17 protein-coding genes are annotated in these 22923 nt (G+C 45.1%); 9 read left to right on the top strand and 8 right to left on the bottom strand.

What is annotated here, in order from left to right:
• Nucleotides 1–2: 2 nt before the first annotated feature.
• From AC1DP6_RS32765 to AC1DP6_RS32740, 6 genes are all read left to right on the top strand, one after another.
• Complete coding sequence (locus AC1DP6_RS32765; protein ID WP_133811153.1) at nucleotides 3–689, top strand: response regulator; 687 nt, start codon at nucleotides 3–5, stop codon at nucleotides 687–689.
• A 19-nt stretch (nucleotides 690–708) separates the two neighbouring features.
• Nucleotides 709–2079 (top strand): HAMP domain-containing sensor histidine kinase, encoded by a 1371-nt coding sequence (locus AC1DP6_RS32760; RefSeq protein ID WP_477058637.1) that lies wholly within the window; start codon nucleotides 709–711, stop codon nucleotides 2077–2079.
• Between the two features lie 79 nt (nucleotides 2080–2158).
• Nucleotides 2159–3436 carry a TolC family protein gene (locus AC1DP6_RS32755; protein ID WP_477058636.1) on the top strand — a complete coding sequence of 426 codons (1278 nt, stop codon included), beginning with the start codon at nucleotides 2159–2161 and terminating at the stop codon, nucleotides 3434–3436.
• Between the two features lie 4 nt (nucleotides 3437–3440).
• Nucleotides 3441–4532, top strand: coding sequence for an efflux RND transporter periplasmic adaptor subunit (locus AC1DP6_RS32750; protein WP_477026451.1), 1092 nt, complete (start codon nucleotides 3441–3443; stop codon nucleotides 4530–4532).
• Nucleotides 4533–4539: 7 nt separating this feature from the next.
• A complete protein-coding gene (locus AC1DP6_RS32745) occupies nucleotides 4540–5853 on the top strand; it encodes a carbohydrate porin (RefSeq protein WP_477058635.1) in 1314 nt (437 codons plus the stop codon).
• A gap of 12 nt (nucleotides 5854–5865) precedes the next feature.
• On the top strand, nucleotides 5866–8964 hold the full coding sequence (locus AC1DP6_RS32740; RefSeq protein ID WP_477058634.1) for an efflux RND transporter permease subunit: 3099 nt from the start codon (nucleotides 5866–5868) through the stop codon (nucleotides 8962–8964).
• A 251-nt stretch (nucleotides 8965–9215) separates the two neighbouring features.
• Here the strand turns inward: AC1DP6_RS32740 and trhO are convergent, their stop codons facing one another.
• Together trhO and AC1DP6_RS32730 are read right to left on the bottom strand one after the other, a co-directional pair.
• Complete coding sequence (gene trhO, locus AC1DP6_RS32735) at nucleotides 9216–10235, bottom strand: oxygen-dependent tRNA uridine(34) hydroxylase TrhO (RefSeq protein WP_477058633.1); 1020 nt, start codon at nucleotides 10233–10235, stop codon at nucleotides 9216–9218.
• Nucleotides 10236–10348: 113 nt separating this feature from the next.
• Nucleotides 10349–10555 (bottom strand): hypothetical protein, encoded by a 207-nt coding sequence (locus AC1DP6_RS32730; RefSeq protein ID WP_477058632.1) that lies wholly within the window; start codon nucleotides 10553–10555, stop codon nucleotides 10349–10351.
• Nucleotides 10556–10815: 260 nt separating this feature from the next.
• Here AC1DP6_RS32730 and AC1DP6_RS32725 point away from each other — a divergent pair, with 260 nt between their 5' ends.
• Entirely contained in the window at nucleotides 10816–10941 is a 126-nt protein-coding gene (locus tag AC1DP6_RS32725; protein ID WP_291923810.1) for a hypothetical protein, read from the top strand.
• 82 nt (nucleotides 10942–11023) lie between these two features.
• Here AC1DP6_RS32725 and AC1DP6_RS32720 read toward each other — a convergent pair whose 3' ends face one another.
• The 5 genes from AC1DP6_RS32720 to AC1DP6_RS32700 all read right to left on the bottom strand — a co-directional run bounded on the left by AC1DP6_RS32720 (nucleotide 11024) and on the right by AC1DP6_RS32700 (nucleotide 16520).
• Nucleotides 11024–13546 carry a DUF5686 and carboxypeptidase regulatory-like domain-containing protein gene (locus tag AC1DP6_RS32720; RefSeq protein ID WP_477058631.1) on the bottom strand — a complete coding sequence of 841 codons (2523 nt, stop codon included), beginning with the start codon at nucleotides 13544–13546 and terminating at the stop codon, nucleotides 11024–11026.
• Nucleotides 13547–13627: 81 nt separating this feature from the next.
• A complete protein-coding gene (locus AC1DP6_RS32715) occupies nucleotides 13628–13993 on the bottom strand; it encodes a hypothetical protein (protein WP_477058630.1) in 366 nt (121 codons plus the stop codon).
• A gap of 39 nt (nucleotides 13994–14032) precedes the next feature.
• Entirely contained in the window at nucleotides 14033–14695 is a 663-nt protein-coding gene (locus AC1DP6_RS32710) for a hypothetical protein (RefSeq protein ID WP_477058629.1), read from the bottom strand.
• 196 nt (nucleotides 14696–14891) lie between these two features.
• Nucleotides 14892–16079, bottom strand: a complete 1188-nt coding sequence (locus AC1DP6_RS32705) for an O-succinylhomoserine sulfhydrylase (RefSeq protein ID WP_477058628.1) — start codon at nucleotides 16077–16079, stop codon at nucleotides 14892–14894.
• Nucleotides 16080–16100: 21 nt separating this feature from the next.
• A complete protein-coding gene (locus tag AC1DP6_RS32700; protein ID WP_441577051.1) occupies nucleotides 16101–16520 on the bottom strand; it encodes an OsmC family protein in 420 nt (139 codons plus the stop codon).
• A 145-nt stretch (nucleotides 16521–16665) separates the two neighbouring features.
• Here AC1DP6_RS32700 and metX point away from each other — a divergent pair, with 145 nt between their 5' ends.
• Nucleotides 16666–17703, top strand: a complete 1038-nt coding sequence (gene metX / locus AC1DP6_RS32695) for a homoserine O-acetyltransferase MetX (protein ID WP_477058627.1) — start codon at nucleotides 16666–16668, stop codon at nucleotides 17701–17703.
• A gap of 157 nt (nucleotides 17704–17860) precedes the next feature.
• Nucleotides 17861–20743 carry a TonB-dependent receptor gene (locus tag AC1DP6_RS32690; protein ID WP_477058626.1) on the top strand — a complete coding sequence of 961 codons (2883 nt, stop codon included), beginning with the start codon at nucleotides 17861–17863 and terminating at the stop codon, nucleotides 20741–20743.
• Between the two features lie 226 nt (nucleotides 20744–20969).
• Here AC1DP6_RS32690 and AC1DP6_RS32685 read toward each other — a convergent pair whose 3' ends face one another.
• On the bottom strand, nucleotides 20970–22586 hold the full coding sequence (locus AC1DP6_RS32685; RefSeq protein WP_477058625.1) for a reverse transcriptase family protein: 1617 nt from the start codon (nucleotides 22584–22586) through the stop codon (nucleotides 20970–20972).
• Nucleotides 22587–22923 lie beyond the last annotated feature (337 nt).

Genomic DNA, 22923 nt, shown 5'->3' with positions numbered 1-22923 from the left:
GTATGCAGAAAATACTGGTAGTTGAAGACGAAGTAAAAGTGGCCAATGCCGTGAAGAAAGGGCTGGAAGAAAATGGTTTTGACGTGGATGTAGCCTACGACGGCCGCATTGGCAAAGGATTAGCCACCAGCAATAATTACGACCTGGTGATCCTGGACCTGAACCTCCCCCATCACAACGGCTATGAACTGTGTGAAGTGATCCGCCATAAAAACAACCGGGTTCCGGTAATCATGCTCACCGCCCTTGGTGGTATGGAAGATAAAATGCAGGCCTTTGAACTGGGCGCCGATGACTACCTCATAAAACCCTTCGACTTCCGTGAACTGCTGGCGCGTATCCGGGTATTCCTGAAAAGAGCCGGCTCTGAAGCCACACACGGCACCCAATACAAAATAAGTATCGCCGACCTGGAAATAGACCGCGAGAAGAAAGATGTTACCCGCGGCGGCAAAAAAATTGCCCTCACCGCCAAAGAATACCAGTTGCTGGAATTCCTGGCCATGCACAAAGGCAAAGTCATCTCCAAACTTACCATCGCTGAAAAGGTATGGGATATCGATTTTGATACCGGTACCAACGTGATTGAGGTATATATGAACTTCCTCCGCAAAAAAATAGATAAGGATTTTGAACAGAAACTATTGCATACCAAAACCGGTATGGGATATTATCTTTCTGAAGAATAAACCTCCTTCCCTTTTCTGATTGAAGATCAAGTACAAAATAGCGCTCTATTATACCATTTCGGCTACGCTGATGCTCATTGCATTTGCGGTGCTGGCCTATTATTTTTCGGCTAAATCACGGAAGGCAGAATACCTGGAGCGACTGGAATACCGCGCCCGTTCCATTGCCAATGTGATTATTGAAGATGGCAATGTAAAGGTTGATCTGCTGCGTAAACTGGATCGTACCACCTTCCAGGATCTTTATAAAGAAACGATCCTGGTATATAATCCTAATTACGACCTGCTATATAGTAACCTGAAAGATACGACCATCCGTACGTATCCCAGTTTGCTTAACTACATTAAAGAAAATAAGCTATACAGTTACGATAAAGGAAGCGGCGAAGTAGTAGGCGTATATTATACTGAAGGAGATGTTTCTGTTATTGTAATCGTTTCTTCCTTTGATAAATATGGTTTCCAGAACCTGCAGAACCTCCGCCAGATCCTGCTGCTGGAGCTGATCACAGCTGTTATCGTACTGGTTGGTGTGGGTTATTTCTTTGCGCGAAAAATGGTACAACCTATCGACCAGCTGGTGCAGCAGGTAGATAGTATCAATGCTAATAATATGCAGGATACACAGGTGGCCGTAAAAGGTAAAGATGAAATAGCCAAGCTGGGTGCCAACTTCAACACGATGCTGCAACGCCTCAGTGAGTCTTTCCATCTCCAGAAGAGCTTTGTAAGCAATGCTTCACATGAGCTGCGTACCCCATTGGCAGCCATCATCAGCCAGTTACAGGTAGCTTTGTCGAAAGACAGATCCCGGGAGGAATACCTGGCGTTGCTGACTTCTGTGCTGGAAGATGCCGAGAATCTCTCGGATCTTTCCAATGGCCTGTTACAGCTGGCACAGTCAGAAATGCGGCAGCAGGAGTTTGTATTGAGCAATGTGCGTATTGACGAACTGCTGATGGAGATGACCACCCTGATCCGGCTCAAACAAAAGACGGCCAGTAAAGTGGAAATCCATTTTGTGAAAGTGCCCGATAATGATTCGTTGGTGACCTGCTATGGAAATGAAAACCTGCTGAAGGTACTTTTCCTGAATCTGATTGATAATGCCTGCAAATTTTCGGGGAACAATACCGCGTTGGTGTCTATCGATTTTTTCACACAGTACATTACAGTGCAGATAAAAGATACGGGAATTGGTATTCCTCCTGATGAAATCAATAAAATATTTGAGCCCTTTTACCGTGGACACAATGCACTTCAAATCCGTGGCCATGGCCTTGGTTTGTCGATCTGTAAGAAGATCGTGCAAATTCACAACGGGCATATCACTGTTACTTCTACGCAAGCAGAAGGCACTACTTTTACCGTGATGCTCCCCCATCTATAATTCTTTAAGCCATTTTTAATCTTCCTTAAAGGCCCCTTTAATTCGCCTTTGTGAGCTTTGTGTCATGAAATTTGGCATTATGCGAACTATAAGGATGCTGTTCCTGACAGCGTGTGTTTCCTGCCTGGGCTATATTCAACCTTCACAGGCACAAACGTCTCCACAGACCGTTACCTTACAATCTGTAGAGGACTCCTTCCTGGTAAAAAATTATGCATTGCTGGCACAACGTTACCAGATAGATGCTTCCAAAGCATTGATACGACAGGCTAAAATGTGGAGCAATCCTTCTTTCAGCACCGTACTTGGTTTTGGTAGTACCGATAAATTTAAACCGTTTAATGTTGGTGCCGGTGGTGAAACGCAGTACAACCTGGACCAGCTAATACAACTCGCCGGTAAAAGAAATAAAAGCATACAACTGGCTGCTGCCGCAGCGAAAATGAGTGAAGCAAACTTTGATGAATTGCTACGTACCCTTCGTTTACAGCTCCGGGAGAACTTCTACAATATGTACTACCAGCAACAAACGGAGACGGTGTTAAAAGAGCAGCTGGAAAATCTGCAGAAAATTGTAGATGCCTATGTCACTGCCGATAAAAAAGGCGTAGTGGCACATGCAGACCTGGTAAGGCTACAGGCCCTGCAGGTAGGCATTGAGAATGACTTTGCCGACCTGAAACAACAGGAATTAGAATCTCAGAAAAACCTGCAACAATTGTTACATACCAGGGATTTTTATGAGGCCAGGCTGCAACCTGCAGATCTGGCTTCATACAACCTGGATAAAATACAACTCCCCCAGCTGCTCGATAGTGTATCATTAAACAGACCTGACGTCAGGATAGCAGATATGCAATACCAGACCGCCCAGCTGAACTATCGCCTCCAAAAATCGCTGGCAGTACCGGATCTGCACGTAGGTGCTACCTATGATAAGCAAGGCAGTTATACGCCAAATTTTGTGGGTCTTACCCTGGGTATTGACCTTCCGACATGGAACCGCAACCAGGGGAATATCCGTGCAGCGCAATTACAGATTGGCAGCGAACAACAACAACTGCTGCAACAACAATCTATCGCACAAACAGAAGTACTCAATGCCTATCAGCGTATCATAGCGCTGGAAAAGCGTTACAAAGGATTTGACCTGCATCAGTTCCAGGGTGAGTTTGACACTCTTATTGAGGAAGTGGCTAAAAACTTCAGTAAAGGCAATATCTCCCTGCTGCAGTTTATTGATTATTTCAACAGCTACAGCGACAACGCAAAAAATATTAACAAGTTTTTATCCAACCGGGTAAATGCCTACGAAGAACTCAACTATGCAACAGGACAAGAACTATTTAAAAATTAAGCGCATGAAACAGCCTATCATCATTATTGGCTTTTCGCTGCTGGCCACCATTTTATGGAGTGGCTGCAAACACAGCCAGGCAGAGGATTCAGAGAAGACCACTTTTGTGCTCAGCGATACCATGCTGAAAAATATACGCATCGATACCGCGCATATACAACCGGTACTGAATGAGCTTCGTCTTTCCGGCAAAGTAACACCTAACGGTGGTAAGGTATTGAAAGTATATCCGCTGGTGAGTGGTTATGTAGAAGATATTAAAGTACAGCTGGGTGATTATGTACAAAAAGGTCAGGTACTGGCCGTGATACATAGTGCGGAAATTGCTGACTATGAAAAGCAACTGGCGCAGGCAAAATCTGATCATAATGTGGCAGATAAAAACCTGAAAGTAGCGCAGGACTTGTACGACAGCCGGTTGAGCACCGAAAAAGATGTAGTGAATGCCAAAGGTGAAGTACAGAAATCAGATGCAGAAATCAACCGCCTCAATGACCTGTTTAAAATTTACAAAAAAGGTAAAGGTGCTACCTACCTGGTAACAGCGCCAATCTCCGGCTATATCATTGAAAAAAATATCAACAACAATATGGAGATCCGTTCGGATAACAGCGCCAACATTTTCACCATCTCTGAACTGGATGATGTGTGGGTAATGGCCAATGTTTTTGAAACGGATATTGCCCGTATTAAAGAGGGTTACCAGGCAGACGTAGTTACGGTCAGCTACCCTGATGAGCCTTTCCATGGCAAGATTGATAAGATATATAACTTCCTGGATCCAGCTACCAAAACCATGCAGGTAAGAATCAGCATAGATAATAAAAACATGCTGCTGAAGCCGGAAATGTTTGCAACGGTATATGTAAAATACCAGGATAACGATCAAAAAATAGCGGTTCCTTCTGCGGCCGTCATCTTTGATAACAGTAAAAATTATGTGCTGGTATTTAAAGACAAATTCAACATTGCAGTGCGTCAGGTAGAAGTAGCTAAAACTTCCGGCGATATTACTTACCTGTCATCCGGCCTCAGTGCGGAGGAGAAAGTAATCTCCAAAAATCAATTGCTCATTTACGATGCACTTAAAGACTAACCAGGTAATGAAGCAATTATTTTCCATAGGTATACTGGCATTAAGCAGTACCCGCTTGCTGGCGCAGGATAAGAAGACGGATAGCATTATCCCCTACTCTTTCCATTTCCAGCAAACGTTGGTAACACAATGGCATCCGGACTTCCAGGCGAAGTATTCCGGGCCTAACAGCTTTCTTACCCATGAAAAAGGTGCTACCTCCATTACCAGCACCATTTACGCAGGTATTCGTCCGCTAAAAAATCTGGAATTATATATCAACCCGGAACTCGCCGGTGGTGAAGGTCTCAGCCATGCCACCGGCATTGCGGGTTTCCCTAACGGAGAAACATTCCGCGTGGGTAATCCCAAACCAACTATATACCTGGCACGTGCATACGGCGTTTATACGTTACCGTTAACATCCCATGTGGAGGAAGATGAGGATGATATCAACAATGTAGCCGGCACCACTCCTACACATTACCTGCGCTTCATAGGCGGTAAATACTGTCTGGCCGACTTCTTCGATCAGAACGTATACAGTCATGATCCCCGCACCCAGTTCCTGAACTGGTCGCTGATGAGTAATGCCGCCTGGGATTATCCTGCCGATGTACGTGGCTATACCATGGCGCTGACCGTACAATACCGCAAAGATAACTGGCAGGTACAGGCAGCGACTTCGCTGGAACCTACCACTGCTAATGGTCCTACCCTTAATTATCACTACGGAAAATCCAATGGAGAAGTAGTGGAGGTAACGCACACGCATACACTGAATAAACATGAAGGAAATGTGCGTGTAATGGCATTCATTAACCAGGCTCCTATGGGTAATTATAATGAGGCGGTGAAAGTAGCGGTAGATACACCGGACATTACCGGTGTCAGAAAAGACGGTCGTACCAAATATGGTTTCGCTGTTAATATAGACCAGGAGATCACGAAAGACGGCGGCGCTTTTCTGAAAGCATCCTGGAATGACGGTCATAATGAAACCTGGGCCTACACGGAAATAGATCGTTCCATTAGCGCCGGATGGTTGCAAAACGGACAGCGCTGGCATCGCGCACAGGACAACGTAGGCGTAGCACTGGTGGTAAATGGGTTATCCAAAGATCACCGTAACTACCTCGCTGCCGGCGGCTCCGGCTTTATGGTTGGCGATGGTCAGTTGAACTACACACCCGAAATGATTGCTGAAGTTTTCTATCAATGTAACATTACCAGGCTACATATTGCCCTGAGCCCTGATTACCAGTTTGTGCTGCATCCTGCTTACAACAGCGACCGCGGACCGGTTAATATCGTGGGAATAAGGACCAGAGTGGCATTCTAAAGAACAGGAGTTATGAATAAATTCATTAGAAATATTGTAGCTTTTTCGCTGAGGAATAAACTGTTTGTATTCATCAGTGTGGCTACGCTGATTGCTGCAGGCGTGTTTTCCTTTTTGCATACGCCTATTGAAGCATTTCCGGATGTAACCAATACGCAGATCGTGATTGTTACCAAATGGAACGGTCGCAGTGCACAGGAAGTAGAACGTTTTGTAACACTGCCCATAGAAGTAGCTATGAATGCGGTGCAAAAGAAAACCAGTGTGCGCTCTGTTACCATGTTCGGTTTGTCCGTGGTAAAAATAATGTTTGATGATGACGTGGAAGATTTCTTTGCACGACAGCAGGTGAACAATATGTTGGGAGGCTTAGGACTTCCGGAAGGCGCCGAACCCGAGGTGCAGCCACCATACGGTCCTACCGGCGAAATTTTCCGTTACTACCTGAAAAGCAGTAAGCGGGATTCGCGCGACCTGCTGACCTGGCAAAACTGGGTGATAGACCGGCAGATCCGTAGTGTACCCGGTGTAGCAGATGTGGTAGCATTTGGTGGGCAGGAGAAGATCTATGAAATTTCTGCCGATCCCGTAAGACTCGCCAAATACGACATCACCCCGCTGGAATTATACCAGGCTGTTACCAAAAGTAACGTGAACGTAGGTGGTGATGTAATTGAAAAAAATGGACAGGCATATGTAGTTCGTGGTATTGGTTTGCTGAACAGCATCCCCGATATCAATAATATTATTGTGCAAAATATCAATGGAGTACCCCTGCTGGTAAAAGATCTTGCCAACGTGCACGAAGCCTCTGCCCCACGTGTGGGACAGGTAGGTATTGATAAAAATGATGACCTGGTAGAAGGTATTGTGGTGATGCGTAAAGGTGAAAATCCTTCAGAAGTACTGATCAAACTGAAAGAGAAACTGAAGGAGCTGAATGAAACCATTTTGCCGGATGATATTAAAATGGAGACCTTCTACGACCGGGATAACCTGATGGAGTTCTGTACCCACACGGTGATGCACAACCTCGCGGAAGGTATCATCTTCGTTACCGTGATCGTATTCCTGTTCATGGCCGACTGGCGTACTACCGTGATCGTATCTATCATTATCCCGCTGGCGCTGTTATTTGCTTTCATGTGTTTACGTTTGAAAGGCATGAGTGCCAACTTGCTGTCGATGGGGGCGATTGACTTCGGTATCATCATAGACGGGGCCGTAGTGATGGTAGAGGGTATCTTCGTGATGCTTGATCACAAGGCACAAAAGTATGGCATGGCGCGCTTTAACAAGATGGCCAAGCTGGGATGGATCAAGCAAACCGGTGGAGAACTGGCGAAGGCCATCTTCTTCTCCAAACTCATTATTATCATCTCCCTCATTCCTATCTTCTCTTTCCAGAAAGTAGAAGGCAAAATGTTCTCTCCGCTGGCCTGGACATTGGGCTTTGCATTACTGGGCGCACTCCTGTTTACCTTAACACTGGTGCCGGTGCTGTGTTCTATTTTGCTTAACAGAAATGTGAAAGAGAAGCATAACGTGCTGGTTATTTTCTTCGACCGCATTGTCATGAAAGGCTTTGGCTGGACCTACCGGAACAAACGTTTAAGTATTACCCTGGCGTTGGCTTTTATGGTGCTGACTTTTATTTCTGCCAAATTCCTGGGAACGGAGTTCCTGCCTCAGCTGAATGAAGGCTCGCTGTGGGTGACTACAGAGCTGCCGATGAGTATGTCGATGACAGAAAGCACCAAAATGGCACATGCCATCCGGGAAGACCTGGGTGGATTCCCTGAAGTAAAAAGGGTGTTGTCGCAGGTAGGCCGTTCTAATGATGGTACCGATCCTAACGGCTTCTACTTTGTGCAGTACCAGGTAGATCTGGCGCCAAAAGAGGAATGGAAACGCAAAATTACGCAGGACGAACTCATCTCACAGATGGAGCAGCGCCTGAAAAAATATCCCGGTATTATCCTGAACTTCTCCCAGCCTATCAGTGATAACGTATCTGAAGCGGTAGCAGGTTTCAAGGCCGCCAATGGGGTGAAGATCTTTGGCGACGACCTGGTAAAGCTGGAAGCCTTGTCCCAGCAGGTAGTAGCACAGTTGAAAACAGTGCAGGGTATTAAAGATCTTGGTGTAATCCGGAATATCGGTCAGCCGGAAATGAGCATCAACCTGGACGATAACAAGATGGCGCAATACGGTGTGGCCACCGGTGATGCGCAGGCGGTGATTGAAATGGCAATTGGTGGTAAAACAGCTACACAACTGTATGAAGGCGAGAAAAAATTTGATATCAGGATTCGTTACGATGAAAACTACCGGAAAACGGAAGACGACCTCGCCAACCTGATGGTACCTACCATCAACAACAATAAAATACCGTTGAAAGAGATTGCAGATATTAAAACCATCACAGGCCCTGCATTCATTTACCGCGACAGCAACAAGCGTTTTATTGGGGTGAAATTCTCTGTGCGTGACCGTGACCTGGGTAGTACCATTGCAGAAGCACAGGCCAGAATCAATAAAGCCGTGAAGCTGCCTAAAGGCTACAGCATTGGCTGGACGGGTGAATTCGAAAACCAGGTACGTGCCACCCAACGTTTGGGACAGGTAGTACCGATCAGTATCATCGCCATTTTTATGGTGTTATTTATAATGCTGGGCAGCGTAAAAGATGCTGGTCTCGTATTAATGAATGTGCCTTTTGCGCTGATTGGTGGTATCCTGGCGCTGCATGTTACCAATATGAACTTTGGTATCTCTGCGGGGGTGGGCTTTATTGCGCTCTTTGGTATCTGTATACAGAATGGGGTGATCCTCATCTCCGTATTCCATAAAAACCTGGAAGCGCGGCTTTCGCTGAATGAATCGATCAGGCTTGGGGTCCAGAGTCGTATACGGCCGGTAGTGATGACTGCCCTGATGGCTGCTATTGGTCTGATACCTGCAGCGATTTCACATGGTATTGGTTCCGAAACACAAAAGCCGCTGGCCATCGTAGTAATTGGTGGATTGATTACCGCAACAGTACTGACTTTGCTGGTATTCCCCATCATTTTCTACGGAGCATATAAAGGCAAGAAAGATTTACTGTAAGAGAGCTGTTAGCTGTTAGCTTTTAGCTGTTAGCTGTTAGCTGTTAGTAAATGCAGCGGAGATTATGTTATGTTCATCTTTGCTGCATTTACTAAAAGCTAAAAGCTAACAGCTAATAGCTAACCACTTTAGTTCGCATATAGGTTGATAGAATGGTCATAAAAAAGGAAAGGCCAGATTACTCCGGCCGATTCAATTTTATGGTCAACTACTCCGCCCTGCCGAGAAGATACAACGCGGGGCGGATTTTTTTATTCCTGCATTCGTTTACGTCTTGATTTATTAAACATCAATCCTTTCTCTACGCCCTTACGCATTTCAGCCTGTTGTTCTGCTGGTAGCGCATGTACCGTCTGACAGGATTCACTACAACAGCCATCGTACTTTTTCGCGCAGGCTTCACATTGGATAAAGAGAAGATGGCAACCATCGTTTAAACAGTTGGTATGGGTATCACAAGGTTCACCGCATTGATGGCAATGGCTGATGATATCATCGCTGATACGCTCTCCCAGCCTGTCGTCGAATACAAAGTTTTTACCTTTGAATTTAACCGGTAACCCTTGTTCTTTTGCCTTGTTGGTGTATTCAATGATACCGCCTTCCAGGTGAAATACATTTTTAAATCCATTATGCAGCATGTAGGCAGATGCTTTTTCACAGCGGATACCGCCGGTGCAATACATAATGATGTTCTTTTCTTTCTGATCTGCCAGCATATCCACTGCCATGGGCAGCTGATCGCGGAAAGTGTCTGATGGTACTTCTATGGCGCCTTCAAAATGTCCCACTTCATACTCATAGTGATTCCGCATATCCACGATTACGGTGTCGGGATCGGCTGTGAGCTCATTGAACGTTTTAGCGTCCACATACCGGCCACGGTTGGCCATATCGAACGAGGGGTCTTCTATACCATCTGCTACAATTTTATCCCGGACTTTGATTTTCAGGACAAAGAAGGATTTACCGTCATCATCTACCGCGATATTGAGCCGGATGCCGTTCAGGAAGTCGATGGCATACAACTGTTGCTTAAATGCCTCAAAATGATGCGCCGGAACGCTCACCTGGGCATTAATTCCTTCATGTGCAACATAGATGCGTCCAAATGTGTCCAGCTGAAAGAGAGATGCGTACAATTGATCTCGAAATAATTGCGGATCGGGGATTTTTGCGTACTGGTAGAAAGAAACAGTCACGCGTTTAAATGTTTCCATTGCCAGCCGTTGTTTCAACTCGGCGGCGGATACTCTGTTGTGTAATGCCATAATTCACCTGAATTTTAAGGACACTTGCTCTAGTGAACAAAATTCAATCAAACCCTCTTTAATTATAAAAGAGCAGCTGATCAGGGCGCAAAGGTAGCAAAAATACAGGAATATCAGTAGTGGTAAGGGTCTACCTCTTTACTCCAGTTATAAAGGACTTGTAGAGAAAACCAGGCTATTGCGCTGATAATGAAGATGTAACCCACAAAACCGGGGGTTCTCAGTTCCACTGCTCCCGGCAGGTCATTCATTTCCGTAATGTAGGCAGCTGCGGCGAGGATAATTCCGGCCAGCAGCGCATAGAGGGCTATTTTTCTCATAGCTGATAATTCAAAAGATGACGATACATTTGGTACGTACGTGTGAGTAAAATGTGCACTGCGCTTGTCCAAATATGATTATCTTACTAACGTAAACCGTCAACCAAAGGTTCATTTAACACCCAAAAAAATATTTCTGATTTTATAACTATTTGATAATTATTGTATATAACTTTGCTTTTAAGTTACAACCCCGATTGGCACCCTTTTTGAAAATTGATATAGAGAAGCAATATTGTTTAACCCGAAAATGTTATTTTATGAGTATTTACATTACTTACTTTATTTATGCAGTAGTTGGTATCTGGATTTACAGATTACTCGCTTATTTCTTTGATGAGAAGAAGGAGTTGAAAAGTAGCAGAAAGAAATCTGTGAAATTCTAACTTGGTCTGTGTGTGTTGAGATACGGGGATTTTGTTACCTGGCAAGCTATTACAGGTGGTAACGAAATCCCCGGCATCATTGTCAGTCGACTTTAAACTTGATGACGTTACCCAGAATCCCTCCAAAGCCTACGCGAACACCTATACGGGTATCTTCTTTACTCTGGTAACCCGCCACCACATCTACCCTGATCATCTTCATAATATTTTCAATACCACCGAATACTTCCACATAGTTATTATCTCCATTTACATAAAAAGCATTGGCACCCGCTACCAGGTTCCATTTCAGCTTGTTAAACAACGGAATTTTATTGGTGAGTAATCCATTGAAATGATGCTCCACATTGGCGGTTGTGTAAAAAGCGGCAGTGGTACTATACTGGTAGTACGGCGCCAGCTGAAAGCTATTCAGGTACTTGATGTTGTAGAAGGTCTGGTTGCCATTAAAATGCTGGTAATCGGGTATCTGCACATTCCGGTCGTTCAGGAAACCACCCACGCCAATATGATAGCGGAATTCACCGAGAAGTCTAAAGTTCATATTATCCTGCACGGAAAAATTCCATTTATCAAAATCGACTATGCTGTTGGCAATGTCCGGAATCCCTTTACTATATTCAATTCTAAAGGTCGGATACTTGGAGCCAAAGGGGACTTTTCGATCCGGGAGTTCCATAAACCGTTGCCCTGGCTGAAACGTAAAGCTCATATCTACCACTAAGGCCTGGTGCTTTTCAAAAGGTACATTTGCCAGTTCATATGGGTGATTGGGCGTAAATGCTTTCTTATCATTTTTGAAGAACACAAAGTCTGTGGTATTCTCCACCGGCATCCTGCTTTCATAATTCACGCCAACAGATAACCGGTCATTTGTCTGAAACGTACGACTGTATTTCAGATTGGCGAACCAGTTTTCGTAGAGTTTCATATAGTTCTCTTTCAGGAACAGGGTATAAAACTCATTGGTGATATTGTCAATTGGATTATCCTTATTAAACTGAGAAATACGCTTCCCTCCTGCCAGCGTCCAGGTATTTTGTCCGTAGCGTTTGCGGATCCGGCTGTTGTTTATAAAATCAATCTCCGTGTAGGCGTTCAGGTGAGTATTGCTCAAACCGTATCTCACATAAGGAGCGATGCGTAAACTGGTTTCCTCTCCGGTATTAATGATCAGTTCTGGTTCTACGGCGAGTGCAAGACCTTCTACGGTATTATATTTCAGCGATTTCGCCAGTCCTCTTACGTTGAGTGAATGAAACTGGATACTACTGTCGCGACGGAAATAATACTTATGCTTTACACCATTCCACAATATGCTCATGGGTTTGACACGCTTTTGTTTCTGTTTCAATGAGTCCAGGTGATATCGGGAAAAAGAGGAATCCCGGGCGGCCTGGGCGGTGCTGTCTTTTACGTGGTAATCTTTTACCTCATCTGGTTCCAGCGGTACCGGGCGGATGCTGTCCCAATAGGCATGTTTTTGTTTATCAAAAGCAGTATCATATTTCAGGAACACATTGTCAAAAAACTTCGGCGGAAAATTGGGATGCACATTATAATCTGAATATACGTTTACAAATGTACCACCCATCCGGAAACCAAATTTATTGAAAGTAATACGCAGCACCTGGTCTTTCACCCGCCACACGTTTGCCGTTACGGGCACATGTGTTTGACGTATTACGAGCGTATCTATCAGTTCCAGCTGGTACTCACTTGTAAGAATTAAGTCCGTGCTGTGAATGCGCCAGTCTCCATCTGTAATAAAAATATATCCTGAAAACAAAGGTTCCTGTTTGCGACGTGGTATTACCTTTATTTTGTTAATCGTTTTACCATCTTCGATAAACTCCCCTTCGAGCTGGTACTTGTAGTAGGCAAGCGCATTTTCGGCAATGGGAGAAATATATCCGCGAGGCCCCATCTGACTACTGACAGCGGCCACGTTATTATTATAGAAACTAATAATAGCAGGAAAGCTCAATCCCATACCGCCACCACTTTGGCGGGAAGAGATGACTTCCAGTTTTATTTTATCGGGCTGCCGGGCGGATATTTTAATGACTGATTCAGAGAGAAATACTATGCCTTTACCGGTACTGTCTACCCCCATGTCTTCCTTATCTATCTTCTGTCCCAAAATCCTTCCAGGAACATTAATCATCCCGATGGTGCCTTTGATGTAAGACATACAGGTATATTCCTTTACCTGTTGCTGATAGACATGTCGTTTTTTAATGGCTTGCCGTATAATGGCGTAGGCAGGGTCTTCTCCATTCGCTTTCACTACTACTTCTTTGATCTGCATATTAAGCGGCTGCAGCCGGAAGTCAAGCGTTTGCGTAGGTGCGTTAACGTTAATGGGGAGTTCTGTCCGTTTATATCCGATGTATTGACAAACTACAGTGTACTGTCCTGGTGGCAGATCCAGCTGATACTGTCCGGCAGCATTCGTGGTGGTGCCGATGGTGGTTCCCTTAATAAATACAGTAGCAAAAGGAAGTGGCTGATCTTTTCCGTCCATTACACGGCCTTTGATCACATTCGCCTGACAATAGCTGGAAATAAAAATACAAAACAGGGCAGACAGGTATTTCATCATAGTCCCAAATGTAAATGCGAACGGTTTACCAGCCTATCTGGTAAACTGTTTTATCAGAATTTTAACAGCCATGATAAGTAATCAGGCAGGTTTATTTGCAGGTTTTTTGGTAGCTCTTAAGAACGCAGCTGTAGTTGCACCAAAGCCTGCTACCAATGCTCCCAGGAAGGCGCTTACCACTCCCATGAGGGGTGCACTGCGCACCTTCAGAATCATTTCACTCATCCTGTTTGCCAGGATATGATCGTTCCTTACATCTGTATAAAATGCCAGGATCATCCACAACACAAATATGCTGAGGAAGGCACTGAAAAAAGATTTGGCGGGAGACAAAGGCATCAGCAGGGTGACAAGAAAAGCCACGAGGGCTACACTCCACCAGGGCAATACCATACCGGCTACATAAGCCACGATGAGGATAAGGAGAAAATGTGCAAAGGATTTCATCTTTCTAATATAAGGAGAAAAGTCCAAAAAATGTGGGGACTAATCGCAATAAGGGAATCGTTTTCTGAACTTTTTAAAGATGGAAGATGAAAGCACCATTTTATCTTTCTCCAATACCAGTTCTTTGGAAGTTACCATTTGGGAGAAGGTCCAGATTTCATTGCCGGACTTACCATCCTTAAGGCTAAAACTAAATATTTTTTTATCTCTGTTAATCCTGTCCCTTATTATCGCAAAAGCTGTATTTGCCGCACCAGTTATCAACGAAACGGGCAGCAAGTCTGATGTGAAGAAGCCTATCGTTTGTGGCTGGGTACATTTCATGGTAGTCACAATACATGCATCCACCTTTAAAACTTTCGTAATAGCGGACATATCCAGCCAGGGAATCTTAAGAAGATCTACTCCTGCCCGTTTCAAAATAGAATCCGTTGTTTGCCAGGGCTGCACTTCCACCAAGAGCCGGGTAGTATCACCGGCAACGGTTTCATACAAAGCCTCCTGCAATTGAACACCATACTTTAGCTCAAGTGCCCGGAATGCCTGTATACCGCTGTCCAGTAAATTCTTATACTCAGCAAATACTGCCCTGACCGGCAACACTGCAATGATCTTATGATCATAGGCAGGAGGATTATTTTGTGCCTTCGTAAAAAATGGATGGGAACAAACCAGCGTCAACAATAGTAATGCTTTTCTCATAGGGGTAGATTACTAAAACAAGTTGATTTACAGAAAAAGGTTGATTCGCTACAATGCCAGACTTATTTACAACAAAAGTTAACTAAACTCCTTACCAGATTGATTTGCTACAGTGCCTGTCTTACAACAACAGCTGACTAAAGTAAGCTTCCGGGACGGAGTATCTTTTTACTTTTAGTCAGCTGTGCAATGATTTTTATTTACTTTTCTCCAGCGCCTGTTCTATATCTTCCAGAATATCTTTAATATTTTCCAGCCCTACAGAAATCCGTATCAGCCCCGGTGTAATCCCTGCGATAGCTCTTTCTTCCTCGCTGAGTTTTGCATGGGTGGTGCTGGCCGGATGAGAGGCAATGCTGCGGCTGTCTCCCAGGTTAGCGGTGAGTGACAGCAGTTGCAGGGAATCCAGGAATTTCACGCCCTGTTGCAGGCCTCCTTTCAATTCGAAGCAAACGATACCACCGCCCCCGCTCATTTGCTTTTTAGCAATAGTATATTGGGGATGGCTGGGCAGGAAAGGATACTTTACGGACAACAGGTGTGGGTTACTTTCCAGTGCCTGCGCCAGTTTGAGCGCACTTTCCGTATGACGTTCCATTCTTACATACAGTGTTTCAAGGCTTTTACTCAGTACCCATGCATTAAACGGGGACATAGCGGGACCTGTACTTCTGCAGAAAGTATGGATCTCTTTAATCAATTCTTTTTTACCCACTACCACGCCTCCGAGTACACGTCCCTGTCCGTCTATCCACTTGGTAGCAGAATGCGTAACCAGGTGAGCACCGGCAGCAATAGGCCGTTGTAATACCGGCGAAGCAAAGCAGTTGTCTACGTTCAGAATGATATTATGCTTATTGGCAATACCCGCCAGGAGTTCCAGGTCAATGATTTCCAGTCCGGGATTGGAAGGTGTTTCCACGAAGATCATCCGGGTATTGGTTTTGATCATCGCTTCAATGCCGGCAGGATCAGTCATGTCGAAATAGGAAGTTTCAATTCCCCACTTAGGCAGGAACTTCGTGATAACGGTATGGGTAGATCCAAAGATGGAGCGGGCAGACAGCAGGTGGTCGCCTGCTTTGAGCAGGGCCATGAAGCTGGCGAAAATAGCGCTCATCCCGGAGGCGGTAGCATAACCAGCTTCTCCTCCTTCAAGGGCGCACATCTTCTGTACAAACTCGTCTACGTTGGGGTTACTGAAACGACTGTAGATATTAAAGTCGGTTTCATCCGCGAAGGTAGCGCGCATTTCTTCTGCATTATCAAAGCAAAAACTGGAAGTCAGGAACATCGGTGAAGCGTGTTCCATCTGATCAGTTCTGGGTATTTGAATTCTTACAGCATTGGTATCCGGTTGGTATTGATTTCTGTCTTTGCTCATGGATATGGTAATTACAGCAGTTTATGCGTTCAGTTTCACTTCCCAGGTCAGTTTTGTTTTACCCTGACGCAGGGTTTCCGCCACAGAACAGTATTTGTTCATAGACAATTCTACTGCACGAGCAGCTTTATCGGCATCGATATTACCTTTGAGGTGGAAAATAAGATGGGCTGATTCCCAGAGAGAAGGTTCTTTGCCTTGTTCTCTTTCCGCTTCAATTTCTATGCGGAAATCAATTACTTCCTGGCGTTGTTTCTTCAGGATCATCATCACATCAATGGCTGAACAACCGCCCAGGCCCATGATGACCATTTGCATAGGTCTTACCCCGTTATTCTTACCGCCATTCTCCAGAGATGAGTCCATCAGTACTTTATGGCCGCCTTCATCTACCGCCTCCATATTAAATCCGTCGTCTACTCTTTGTAATGCTATCTTCATGATTATTGTATTTCTTCAACAAAGATAAAATAAAAGAATTACGAATTACGAATTACGAATTACGAGACTATGTAGAAGGGAGTAAGCGCAGCTCTTCTACATTATCCCGTAATTCGTAATTCGTAATTCGTAATTTTCACTAGTTTTGCGCAAATTCAAAGAAGCATTGTCGGCAAAGGTATTTCACAGTAAAGCAGCATTCCGGTTAGAGTCCGGTCAGGTATTACCAGGATTACACATCGCGTACCATACTTATGGTACTATGAATGAGGATGGCAGTAATGTGGTATGGGTATGTCATGCCTTAACGGCAAACAGCGATGTAGCTGACTGGTGGACAGGTTTAATAGGACCAGACAAAGCGATAGATCCGGCGAAACACTTTATCGTGTGTGCAAATATTATAGGCTCCTGTTATGGCAGCAGCGGCCCGCATACCATCAATCCTGAAACCGGAAAGCCCTGGTACAAGAGCTTTCCGGCCATCACCATCCGGGATATGGTACAGGCGCATGTATTATTAAGACAACACCTGCAGATTCCACGTATCCATTTGCTGATTGGTGGCTCTATGGGCGGATATCAGGCCCTGGAATGGGCACTCACAGAACCGGGAGTTACTGACCGGCTGTTCCTGTTGTGTACCGGAGCTGCCGAAAGCGCCTGGGGTATTGCTATTCATACCGCGCAACGGCTGGCCATTGAAGCCGATGACACCTGGCAAAACGATTGTCATAGTGCCGGGGCTAAAGGTCTTAAAGCAGCAAGGGCCATTGGAATGCTTACCTATCGTAACTACCAGACCTTTGTACGGGCACAATCTGATGAGGACAAGGAAAAGACAGATCATTTCCGGGCTTCTTCCTATATCAACTACCAGGGCGATAAACTGGTAAAACGGTTTAATGCGCAAACTTACTGGCTGCTCACCAAAGCCATGGACAGCCATAATATAGCGCGTGGCCGCCATGAAAATATTACCGCTACCCTTTCCCATATTCAGCAGCCAACGCTCCTGATAGGCATCAGTAGTGATATTTTATGTCCACCGGAGGAACAGCAGTTTATGGCTGCCTACCTGCCAAATGCAACTTATCATGAAATCGATTCTTCGTATGGGCATGATGGTTTCCTCATAGAGTTTGAAAAAATCGGCGGCATCCTGCAGGAATGGATGAAGTAAACAGTAATTGTATTTCAGCGATATACGTTTAATAAAAATGCAGCGGAAAATTCCGCTGCATTTTTATTTTAATCCCTTTTTACCAATCCATTAAAACCAATTTTTTTTCGGTATATTTAAATTGACCAAATCTAAACCCATTAAAACTCCACTGAGTATGAAAAGCATTTTTATCAAAGCCTTATGGGGCTCCCTGTTGCTTTTATTATCCCTTACCCAGGTAATTTCAGCGCAAACACCTACGACTATTAATGGGGTGGTACATCAAAAAGGTGGCAACGCGCTACCCGGTGCTACAGTAAGTATTAAAGGTGCTACGTCCGGCACTATTACCGGTAGCGGAGGAACCTTTACCCTTAAAACTACCCATTCCTTTCCGCTGACCCTCGTATTTTCCTACGTGGGTTATAAAACGGAAGAAAAAGAAATCAGTTCTGCCACAGAGAAAGTGGATATAGAACTCAGCACCACTGAAACCCTCGGCCAGGAAGTAGTGGTAGCTGCCAGCCGTGTGCAGGAAAGTATTCTGCAATCACCGGTATCCATTGAAAAACTGGATGCACGTGCTTTAAAAGCCTCTCCCGCTCCTTCCTTTTATGATGCTATCGGCAACCTGAAAGGCGTAGAAATGAGCACACAGAGTTTAACATTCAAATCTGTGAACACCCGCGGGTTTAACAGCAATGGTAATACCCGTGTACTACAGCTGAATGATGGTATGGACAACCAGGCCCCCGGCCTTAACTTCGCCGTAGGTAATATGGTGGGTATTCCCGAACTGGACCTGGACAACGTAGAGCTCATACCGGGTGCTGCATCTGCCCTCTATGGGCCCAATGCGCTCAATGGTATTGTGCTGATGACCAGTAAAAATCCCTTTCAGTACCAGGGCGTAAGTGCACAGGTAAAGACTGGCTTCCTGAATGATAACGGCAGAACCGATGCCACCACCGGTTTTTATGACGTATCTGTACGCTATGCACATGCTTTTAATAACAAAGTGGCGTTTAAATTAAATATCGGCTATCTGCAGGCGAAGGACTGGCAGGCTTACGATCACCGTGATCAGAGTCTCACTAACGGACATACGCTGCAGGACGGTACCCGTGCTAATAATGAGGGATACAATGGGGTAAATATTTACGGAGATGAAAATACCGTGAATATGTATAACACCCTGGCAGCGCAGGCTGCCACTCCCGGATCCGCCCTTGCCACACAACTGGCACAGGTTTCAGGTATGTTTGGTGGCACAGTAACACCCCAACAAATCCTGAACGCTGCCATTCCGGGTGCAGGTAGCAGTAGCATTACCCGTACCGGCTACAATGAAGCCGATGTGGTTGACTATACTACCAAAAACCTGAAACTGAATGGTGCCCTTCACTATAAGATCACGGAAAACCTGGAAGCCCTCATACAGGGCAGTTATGGTGCCGGTACTACCGTGTACACCGGAGCCGATCGCTACTCCCTGAAGAATTTCAATATGGGCCAGTATAAAGTGGAGCTGAGAAGCCCTGACTTTTATGTAAGACTATACACTACCCAGGAAAGGTCCGGCGACAGCTATGCCGGCGGTACTTTGGCTTCTGGTATTAATGAAGCCTGGAAGAGCAGCCAGCAGTGGTATGGCGAATATTTCGGTACATATGCAACCAACTCCATCACCAACTTTGCGCAAGCCTATGGTGCCGCTTTACAGGGTGGCGCTACCCCAACAGCTGCACTGGCAGCAGCCCAGGCTGCTGTAAATGGTAAACGGGACGCCTACAACACTGCCGCCAGAGGCATTGCAGACAAAGGCCGTTTACTTCCGGGCACACCAGAATTTGATGCCGCAGCAGATAAAGTAAAGAACAAGGCTATCCCAGGAGATGCCAGTGGTGTAGGTGCTAAATTCACTGATAAAACCAATCTTTATCAGGCGGAGTTTATGTACAACTTCCACAACCTTGTACACTTTGCCGAAATCCTGGTTGGTGGTAACTATCGCCGCTACGCACTGAATTCTGAAGAGACGTTATTTGCGCTGGATGATAACGGCAAAGAGTTCCGTATCAACGAATATGGTGGATATGTACAGATCATGAAAAAACTGATCAACGACCACCTCAAACTAACGGGTTCTGTACGTTACGATAAGAACATGAACTTTAAAGGTCAGTTCAGTCCACGTCTATCAGCAGTGTATACTTTCCTCGAAACACAAAACATCCGTGTTTCCTATCAGACAGGTTTCCGCATTCCGCATAACCAGGATCAATATATAGACCTGGTAACGCCACAGGCACATCTGATCGGTGGCTTGCCTTTCCTGCGGGAACGTTATGGTCTGGATAAAGGTCCGGTGTATTCCTTACAATCTGTGCAGGCTGGTGCTCCTAAACAATACACTTTTAATGAGTTTTTACCGGAAAAAATACAGGCATATGAAATCGGATACAAGGCACTGGTGGCAAAAAAACTGCTGATCGATGCTTATATCTATAAAAATGATTTCAAAAACATGAATGGCGTCCAGGTACTCATTCAACCTACCAGTGCTACTACCAGGAACGTATTCTCCGTTCCGGTAAGCGCACAGGAAACAGTGCATTCATGGGGATGGGCGCTTGGACTGGATTACAGTCTGCCGCTCAATTTCACCTTCGGAGGTAACGTATCTTATAATGAACTGACTAACGCCAAAGACCTTGGTTCTTTCCTGGCTATGTACAATACTCCTAAAGTTCGCTACAGTCTGAATTTCGGCAATCGTAACATTGCTAATTCAAATTTTGCTTTCAACGTTTTATGGAAATGGCAGCAGTCTTTCATATGGCAGTCTTCTTTTGTGGGTCCCGCAGTAAACGTGGCTGCACTGAGCGAGATACCTGCATTTGGTACACTTGACGCGATGGTCAGCAAATTTTTCCCTAAGGCAAAAACAACCGTGAAACTGGGTGCAGTGAATTTATTGAATAAGAAATATATTCAATCATGGGGTAACCCAACCATTGGTTCACAGTACTATATTTCACTGGGGTATAACCTGTAATTATTCAACAGGTGGTGTCGATAGCGACATCACCTGTAACTATACAACGGGCCGCTGTTATTCCTACATGATCATGCGCCATCCGTTGTAACAGATAATACACTATCAGGTGCTGTCATCGGCACATCGCCTGTAAAATATTAAAGGCCTTGCGTGGCTGTCTTCCTGTTAAATAATTTTCAGGAAGACAAATACGCAAGGCCTTTTTCTATTTCAGATACGTGCTTTACAGAACGTCCCACCAGGGTTTGTCCGAAGCGGCAGGCTTATCTCCTGCCGGATTTCCGGGGGCTGCCTGAGGTGTTTGGACAGCAGTTCCGTCTATACTATGCGGAGTGGTGGATGCTGGCGTTATCGTATCAGTATTTACCGGAGCACGGGTTACTGCAGATGTACCGTTTTCCTTTGACGGCAACTGCTCACCAGTCCAGATGCTACGGGCTTCTGCTTTAATATCTTCCCTTTGCAGCAAGGCTGCCAACGTAGCTTTCAGCTTTACTCCCAGGTCTGGCTTCACCATGTAAACAAAGTTGGCGTAGCCTTCCATGCTACTGATAATATTTTTTCCTTTCCCCCAGCTTTTACCGGATAAGCCTGTGTGTCCTATCTGGTGCAACAGTGCGCGGAACTTGCGTAAGGTAGTACGGTCCAGGCTTAGCTTTTCATTTACTACGATGCCTGTTACTTCCCGTTTATCTCCGCGGCGCATCACTTTTAGCTTGTCGGGATGAAGGGTAAATCCTTCTTCCTTTACAAACATTTTCACGGCGCGTAATAATTGTCCGGCTTTATCTGCGGCAGCTCCTTTGGCGGAGAAAGTCATGTCATCTGCATATCGCGTATAGGCGTAACCGTATTTTGCGGCCAGTCCTGCAAAACGCCGGTCCAGCTTATAACAGATCAGGTTAGTGATGGCCGGGCTGGTAGGTGCACCTTGTGGAAGATGCCTTGCAGTTTTAGCCACATAATATTTACGACCGTCCAACAGCACTTCATCTACTTCCGGTTCTGTACATATCAGTCCCAGGATGGTAGCTACCTGTTCTGCATAGCCCAGCTTGCAGAATAAGCCTTTCACTCTTTTATATTCGATCGAAGGAAAGAAATCTTTCAGATCCACATTGATAACGATATCCTGTCCTACGTGCGGGGCGGCATTGGTAACGATAGACTTGCCAGGCACAAAGCCATGGGCAGATTCGTTGGTTTTTATTTTATAGAGAATATTCTCCAGGATCCAGTGTTGAGCTGCTTTGAGCTGTGGCATGGGGGCAGAAATCACGCGGGTACCACCTGATTTTTTAGGGATCTGGAAACGCTGATAATGGGTATGGTGACCTACTTTACGATTGAAAGACAGGTAACGCAGTTTACCTATGGTAATGCCCATGGCATTGGCTAATGCCACTGCATCGGACCATACCGGCAAACCGAATTTCTCCAGTTGTGTGGTATCAGGAATTACTTTATTTAATCCTGCGGAGACTTCTTCCCCAAGATAAACGATGTGCAGATTTTTTTCTGTCGCCCATTCTGCCGCGCGTTTTACCCTTGCTTCTTCCCGGCGTTTTTTGGTTTCTACTCTTTTTAATTTCGCCTTGGCCATGCGTTCTTTACGCATGTCTTCCAGCAACAATCTTCTGCTGCGGTACCTTTGCTTTTCGGCCAGGAGTTCATTCAGCTGCCGGTGTAATTCTCCTTCCTTGCGGATGAGCGTTACTGCCGGAGCAGGTTGTCCAACACTTCTGGGCCAGAATCCCAGGCGCGTCATTTCTTCCAGTATATATTCCTCTTTAGAGGATGCACGTATTTGATCGTACAGCTGTTGACGGGTTAAAGACATGATAAATATTTTGGTATTTATTCATTTTCTTATTCGGTTATTTTATGACGACTCAACGCAATGCTGATGACATATAATAGCCCAATAGCTTAAAAAAAAACAATAAAATGCTGAGATGATGCGGGTGAAATCTGATCGGCTGTACAGCCTTGCTGAGTGGGAAAGAAACAAAATTCTGTAAAGAGGAAATCGCCTTCGTGCGAACCATTGACTAAATCAATCAACTCCAGGGAGGGGCCTACCATACGCATATTTCAGCCCCTGGGGCTTCTACCGGAAATATGCGTATGGTAGGCCCCTCCCAAAGTAAAGATTGCATTTAGTGAAGCATGTATAG

The organism is Chitinophaga sp. 01L420 (genome assembly GCF_056399985.1).
The sequence above is the reverse complement of the archived record's forward strand: the minus strand, read 5'-3'. Positions and strand labels throughout refer to the sequence as shown.

What these genes read in the sequence shown, in the direction of transcription:
- AC1DP6_RS32710 (WP_477058629.1), bottom strand. Translation starts at nt 14,695, where the DNA reads ATGAGAAAAGCATTACTATTGTTGACGCTGGTTTGTTCCCATCCATTT.
- AC1DP6_RS32765 (WP_133811153.1), top strand. Translation starts at nt 3, where the DNA reads ATGCAGAAAATACTGGTAGTTGAAGACGAAGTAAAAGTGGCCAATGCC.
- AC1DP6_RS32745 (WP_477058635.1), top strand. Translation starts at nt 4,540, where the DNA reads ATGAAGCAATTATTTTCCATAGGTATACTGGCATTAAGCAGTACCCGC.
- AC1DP6_RS32705 (WP_477058628.1), bottom strand. Translation starts at nt 16,079, where the DNA reads ATGAGCAAAGACAGAAATCAATACCAACCGGATACCAATGCTGTAAGA.
- AC1DP6_RS32690 (WP_477058626.1), top strand. Translation starts at nt 17,861, where the DNA reads ATGAAAAGCATTTTTATCAAAGCCTTATGGGGCTCCCTGTTGCTTTTA.
- AC1DP6_RS32750 (WP_477026451.1), top strand. Translation starts at nt 3,441, where the DNA reads ATGAAACAGCCTATCATCATTATTGGCTTTTCGCTGCTGGCCACCATT.
- trhO (WP_477058633.1), bottom strand. Translation starts at nt 10,235, where the DNA reads ATGGCATTACACAACAGAGTATCCGCCGCCGAGTTGAAACAACGGCTG.
- AC1DP6_RS32725 (WP_291923810.1), top strand. Translation starts at nt 10,816, where the DNA reads ATGAGTATTTACATTACTTACTTTATTTATGCAGTAGTTGGTATCTGG.
- AC1DP6_RS32700 (WP_441577051.1), bottom strand. Translation starts at nt 16,520, where the DNA reads ATGAAGATAGCATTACAAAGAGTAGACGACGGATTTAATATGGAGGCG.
- AC1DP6_RS32730 (WP_477058632.1), bottom strand. Translation starts at nt 10,555, where the DNA reads ATGAGAAAAATAGCCCTCTATGCGCTGCTGGCCGGAATTATCCTCGCC.
- AC1DP6_RS32720 (WP_477058631.1), bottom strand. Translation starts at nt 13,546, where the DNA reads ATGATGAAATACCTGTCTGCCCTGTTTTGTATTTTTATTTCCAGCTAT.
- AC1DP6_RS32715 (WP_477058630.1), bottom strand. Translation starts at nt 13,993, where the DNA reads ATGAAATCCTTTGCACATTTTCTCCTTATCCTCATCGTGGCTTATGTA.
- AC1DP6_RS32740 (WP_477058634.1), top strand. Translation starts at nt 5,866, where the DNA reads ATGAATAAATTCATTAGAAATATTGTAGCTTTTTCGCTGAGGAATAAA.
- AC1DP6_RS32685 (WP_477058625.1), bottom strand. Translation starts at nt 22,586, where the DNA reads ATGTCTTTAACCCGTCAACAGCTGTACGATCAAATACGTGCATCCTCT.
- AC1DP6_RS32755 (WP_477058636.1), top strand. Translation starts at nt 2,159, where the DNA reads ATGCGAACTATAAGGATGCTGTTCCTGACAGCGTGTGTTTCCTGCCTG.